Annotated in this window: 4 protein-coding genes and 1 pseudogene; 3 read left to right on the plus strand and 2 right to left on the minus strand. The window is 65.0% G+C overall.

Annotated elements, in window-relative coordinates; genetic code table 11:
- Window positions 1-902: HAD-IIB family hydrolase (locus EOA27_RS18985; protein ID WP_127256888.1), on the minus strand; the 902-nt coding region annotated here is incomplete at its 3' end.
- Window positions 903-1,131: 229 nt separating this feature from the next.
- Between EOA27_RS18985 and EOA27_RS18990 the strand changes: the two genes are divergently transcribed.
- Entirely contained in the window at window positions 1,132-2,049 is a 918-nt protein-coding gene (locus EOA27_RS18990; protein ID WP_127256890.1) for an acetamidase/formamidase family protein, read from the plus strand.
- A gap of 214 nt (window positions 2,050-2,263) precedes the next feature.
- Here the strand turns inward: EOA27_RS18990 and EOA27_RS18995 are convergent.
- A pseudogene (locus EOA27_RS18995) lies at window positions 2,264-2,920 on the minus strand (aldose 1-epimerase); the annotation flags it as partial.
- A 164-nt stretch (window positions 2,921-3,084) separates the two neighbouring features.
- On the opposite strand from EOA27_RS18995, the gene EOA27_RS19000 reads away from it, so the two are divergent.
- Window positions 3,085-3,870, plus strand: coding sequence for a FadR/GntR family transcriptional regulator (locus tag EOA27_RS19000; RefSeq protein WP_126078541.1), 786 nt, complete (start codon window positions 3,085-3,087; stop codon window positions 3,868-3,870).
- Complete coding sequence (locus EOA27_RS19005) at window positions 3,864-5,597, plus strand: dihydroxy-acid dehydratase (RefSeq protein WP_127256892.1); 1,734 nt, start codon at window positions 3,864-3,866, stop codon at window positions 5,595-5,597. Before EOA27_RS19000 ends, EOA27_RS19005 begins: the two co-directional genes overlap by 7 nt.
- The last annotated feature ends 115 nt before the right edge of the window (window positions 5,598-5,712 follow it).

Here is a 5,712-nt window from a genome sequence, read left to right on the forward strand (position 1 = left end):
GTCGAGCCGTTGCCGAGCGGCACCGCGCCTTTCAGCCCGTCATAGTCGCCCTCGGGGTCGAAAATGCAGAACTGCAAACCCTTCTCGACCAGCCGCTCGGTGAGCGCCGTGGCCAGGGTCGATTTGCCGATGCCCGAGCTGCCGGCGATCAGCACTGTTTCGGTCGGCGACAGATAGATGTCCTTGCCGCGCGAAGTTCCGAGCAGCACGCCGCCCAAGCGCTTCTTGGCAATGAGGTGGTCGTGCTTGATCAGCTTGCGGATCAGTTCCTCGACGCCCTTGCCGCGCACCTCCTTGGTGACGAGATCTGCGGTTTCCTTGACGGCGGGCAGCGCGTTGGCCACCGCGACGCTGCAGCCCGAGGCCCTGAGAAAAGCGTGGTCGTTCTCGGCGTCGCCGACCGCCACGACATTGTGCGCCGACAGTTTCAGGTCTTCGAGCGCCGCCGCCAGCCCGGTCGCCTTGTTGACGCCGGAAGGCAGGATCATCACCGCGCCCTTGTTGAAGATGATTTCCAGCTCCAGCCCGAGCTTCTTGATGACATCGAGCACGGTCGCCTGATGCGGTTCCCAGGTGGCGACGATCGATCGCCCGACCGAGAGCGGCTTCACGCCGCGCTTCTTCAGCCTGTCGACGAGATCCGCGGAAGGCGAGGGCGAGATCGTGCGCTCTTCCTCGCTCGCCGGCGTGTAGATCAGCGCGCCGTTTTCGGCCACGACCTTGTCGAACAGCGACAGTTCGGGAAACACCTCCTTCAGGTCGGGCAGCTCGCGCCCGGTGACCAGGATGAGCTTTCGCCCGGATTTCTTCAGCTTCTCCAACGCCGAGATCGTGCTCGCGGTGACCAGGCCATCATGCGCCAGCGTGCCGTCATAGTCGGTGGCCAATGCCATGAAATACATCGGTTGAGCCTCTCCATCGTCCGTTTTGCCGGTCGCCTGGAAAACCGGCCGGGTGGACAACAACGCCTGTTGGTGGAAAAGGTTTAGGCCGGGCACTGGATTTGTCGGGCTGGCGCCAGGTCCGTCCTGCATCGTGGCGGCCAACTCGCCGATACCAATGGAACGATCGGGCGCCAGGATCTCGATCCGCCCACTTGCCCCGCGGCAACGCCTTCGCTACTGCCATTCCATGGCAACGCACAGGCTCATCAACAGCACGTGGCACAATGTCCTCGGGACGGTCGCGCCGGCGCTCACAATTGCATCCGGCGATGTCGTGATCACAGAGACGCTGGACGCCAGGGGCTTCGACAAGAACGGTGCGCGACCGGCTCATGGTCCAAACCCGATGAACGGCCCGGTCTTCGTGACGGGAGCCGAACCGGGCGACGCGCTCCGCGTGGACATCCTGCGCATGGATCCTATCCGCCCCTCCGGCTGGACGATCTCGTCGCTGGCCGCGAATGTTGTCGATCCCGAGGCTGCTCGCCAATTGCCGGCGCGCGACAGAGCCGACTGGCTGGTCGATCTGGAATCGCGAATCGCGAAGTTGCAGGAGCCGCCGCCAGGCCTTGAGAACTTCGTGCTGCCGCTCGAACCGATGATCGGTTGCTTTGGCGTGGCGCCCGCGATGGGCCAGGCTTTCTCCACCGCGACAAGCGCGGAGAATGGCGGGAACATGGATTATCGCGGCTTTCGGCCTGGCGCGACCGTTTGGTTTCCCGTCGGCGTGGAGGGTGCGCTCTTCTTTGCGGGCGATTGCCATGCAACGCAGGGCGATGGGGAGATCGTCGGAACCGGGATCGAGACCTGTTTTGAAGTGCAGCTACGCCTTAGCGTGGAAAAGAACAGGCGGTTGACATGGCCTCGCGGTGAAAACGAAACGCACATTTTCTCGGTCGGCAACGCGCGGCCGCTGGATCAGGCCCTTCAGCATGCGACCACGGACATGCTCAACTGGCTGACCAGCGATTATGGATTGTCCGCCGCCGCCGCATCGCATCTGATGGGACAGGTTGTCCGGTATCACGTCGGAAACGTCTTTGATCCTGCCTACACGATGGTCTGCCTTGTCGAAAAGCGATGGCTTCCGGCATCCGTCGGCTGAGGAGCGCACGCCCCAAGGTGCGCCAACCGGAACCCGCTCCGTGGCTCCGGGCGGCATACATCAGACTGTCTGTGACGGCATGAAGCGGACGCTTGCCGAGCGGCTCTCGCCAGGCGCGTAGCACCATGCAGCCTGTGTCTTCGTCCAACCGGTTGAAGGCGTCGGTGACGTTGCTGACCGGCTCGGCGCAGAAGAACGGCTCGCCTGGCGGTGTGTAGAGCACCAGGAAATCGAGCTGTGCTTCGGCCTCGATGTCCAATAGCCGTTCCTCATCCGGCCAGGTGATGCGGGCACGGCGTGTCCATCCCGTGAAGACGGTGTCGAATGCGGCCTCGGCGACGTCGAAGCCCGTTGTCGGATCGGCGCCCGCGGGCGGCGAAACATGGCGTGTGGGCAGAACCTGGGCGTCGGTTTCCCACATCCCGGTGACATCGGCCTGGATATGCGTCCACGGCGTGGCGGGAAAATAGGGATGAAGCCCGAACCCGCCCGGCATGGGCGTGTCCGAGAGGTTGCGCAGCGAGATCCGGATGCTCAGGCAGCCCCGTACGAGTCCGATCCTCTGCTCGGCCTCGTAGCTCCAGGGCCAGGAATCGGCATCGTGGCGATAGCGCAGGATCGCCCTGGCTTGCTGGTGTCCGGCCAGCGTCCACGGCAGTCGCCAGCCATGGCCGTGCTCATAATGCGGGTCGTCTGGTCGCGTCGGCAACTCTATGGTCCGGCCGGCGAAGCTGAAGCGGCCGCCCCTTACACGATTGGAGTAGGGGACCAGCGGAAAGCAGGCCATCGCGCCCGCGTCGCGGCTGTCGAACGCGGCGGGCAGGGCGGGGCGTAGCCAATCGACGGCATGCCCATTTTCCGCCAGCGATATGACGCCAGCGCGCCGCCGGCGGCCGGGGCGATCTCGACCGTCGCCAGACCGTCGGTGATCGTGACCAGGCCGTCCGCGCCTCTTGTCTCAAAATTTCCATCCATCCTCTCTCCAGCGGCTTGACTCTCAACTATGGCTGGATAAAGACATATCATATGAATAGTATGAAGAATACAAAATCCTTCAGCACCGCACGCACGTCGCGGGTCGTCGCGGCGGTCGCCAGCGGCTCGACGGCGCTGCATGCGACGGTCGTCGAGCAGATCGGGCTGCGCATTGTCCAGGGCGATTTCCTGCCGGGCGAGGCACTCCCCAATGCCGATGATTCCAGTGAGATGCTGGGCGTCAGCCGCACCGTGCTGCGCGAGGCCATCAAGGTCCTGGCGGGCAAGGGGCTGGTCGAGTCGCGGCCTAAGACCGGCACCCGGGTGCGCCCACGCTCCGACTGGAATTTCCTCGATCCGGACGTCCTTTCATGGCGCTACGCGGCGGGCGTCAGCGCCGAGGACGTCACCGCCCTTTTCGAGCTGCGCCGGGCGATCGAGCCGATGTCGGCCGCGCTTGCGGCCAAGCGCGCGACGCCGGCGCAGCTTGCCGATCTCAACGCCGCGCTCGCCGAAATGGAGGTCGTGGGCGACGACGGCGACCGCTTTGCTAAGCCCGACCTCATCTTCCACCAGACCATCCTGCGCATGACGGGCAACGAACTGATCGGCTCGCTGGCAGCGCTGGTGGAAACGGCCCTGATGATGAGCTTCCGTCTCTCCAACGACAATCCGGAGGGGCAGCGCCACTCGCTGCCGCTTCATCGCGAGGTGGCCGAGAAGATCGCCGCCGGCGATGGAAGCGGCGCGCAGCAGGCGCTTCTCGTCCTCATCGACAATGCCGAGGAAGACGTTCGCCGCAGCGTCGAGAACCGCAACAGGCGCCGTAAGGAGCAGAGATCGTGAGCGAAAGACGAAAGCTGCGGTCGACAGCCTGGTTCGGCGGTGAAGGCAAGAACGCCTTCATGCACCGCAGCTGGATGAAGAACCAGGGCATTCCGGACGATGCGTTCGACGGTCGCCCGGTGATCGGCATCTGCAACACCTGGTCGGAACTGACCCCGTGCAATGCGCATTTGCGGGCGCTTGCCGATCACGTCAAGCGCGGCGTCTATGAGGCCGGCGGCCTGCCGGTCGAATTTCCCGTGACATCGCTCGGCGAAAGCAACATGCGCCCGACCGCGATGCTGTTCCGCAATCTGGCGAGCATGGACGTCGAAGAGTCCATTCGCGGCAACCCTATCGACGGCGTCGTGCTCATGGTCGGCTGCGACAAGACCACGCCGTCGCTCCTTATGGGAGCGGCGTCCTGCAACCTGCCGACCATCGCCCTGTCGGGCGGCCCGATGCTGAACGGCAAGTTCCGCGGTCAGGACATCGGCTCCGGCACCCATGTCTGGAAATTAGCCGAGGACGTGAAGGCCGGGCGCATGAAGGTCGAGGACTTCCTCGCCGCGGAGCAGGGCCAGAGCCGGTCGGCCGGCAGCTGCATGACCATGGGCACCGCTTCCACAATGGCCAGCATGGTCGAGGCGCTGGGCATCGGCATGCCGGACAATGCCGCCATACCGGCGGTCGACTCGCGCCGTGGCGTGCTTGCGCAGCTTGCCGGGCGGCAGATCGTCGATCTTGTGCACCGGGACGTGACGATTTCGCAAATCCTCACCCGGCAGGCCTTCGAGAACGCCATCCGCGTCAACGGCGCCATCGGCGGATCGACCAACGCGGTGCTGCACCTCATAGCGATCGCGCATCGCGTCGGCGTCGATCTCAGCCTCGACGACTGGGATCGCCTCGGCCGCGATGTGCCGACCATCGTCGACCTGATGCCGTCGGGCCGGTTCCTGATGGAAGATTTCTACTACGCCGGGGGGCTGGCTGCGGTCATGGCGTCGCTGGATGGGGCGGGGTTTCTCCATCGCGACGCCATGACCGTCAGCGGAAAGACGATCGGCGAGCTAGTCGACGGTGCGCCGAACTACAACAGCGAGGTAATCCGGCCGCTCGACCGGCCGCTGACCAGGGAAGGCGGCATATCGGTGCTGCGCGGCAACCTTGCGCCCAACGGCGCCGTCATAAAGCCGTCGGCGGCGACCCCTGCGCTGATGCAGCACCGGGGCAGGGCGGTGGTCTTCGAGAATATCGAGCACTACTACGCCCGCATCGACGACCCGGACCTCGACATCGATGCCTCGTCGGTGATGGTGCTCAAGAATTGCGGGCCGCGCGGCTATCCCGGCATGGCCGAGGTCGGCAACATGCCGCTGCCGGCCAAGCTCCTGAAACAGGGTGTTTCCGACATGGTCCGCATCTCCGATGCGCGCATGAGCGGCACCGCCTACGGCACCGTGGTCCTGCATGTTGCTCCCGAGGCTGCTGCGGGTGGCGCGCTTGCCCGCGAACTCGGGCCCGAGCGCATCCGCGTCAACTGCATGGTGCCGGGCTGGGTGATGACGGAGCGCCAGATGCGTCTGTGGCTGACGCCGGCCGGCGAGCGCCAGATCGAGGAAAGGCAGTGCCTGCCCGACCGGCTGCAGCCATCCGACATTGCGCGCATGGCGCTGTTCCTGGCCGCCGATGACAGCCGCATGTGCTCGAGCCAGCAATTCATCGTCGACGGCGGCTGGGTGTGACCCGGCGAGAAGGAAAAAGGTAGGTTCATGCGTCTCGTTCAGTTCAACTTGCCCGATGGCAGCCGTCATGTGGGCTGCGTCAGCGCCGACGGCGATCAGCTCCACATCCTTCTCG

It is taken from the genome of Mesorhizobium sp. M2A.F.Ca.ET.037.01.1.1 (assembly GCF_003998075.1).
GTDB lineage: Bacteria > Pseudomonadota > Alphaproteobacteria > Rhizobiales > Rhizobiaceae > Mesorhizobium.

What these genes read in the sequence shown, in the direction of transcription:
- EOA27_RS19000 (WP_126078541.1), top strand. Translation starts at nt 3,085, where the DNA reads ATGAAGAATACAAAATCCTTCAGCACCGCACGCACGTCGCGGGTCGTC.
- EOA27_RS18990 (WP_127256890.1), top strand. Translation starts at nt 1,132, where the DNA reads ATGGCAACGCACAGGCTCATCAACAGCACGTGGCACAATGTCCTCGGG.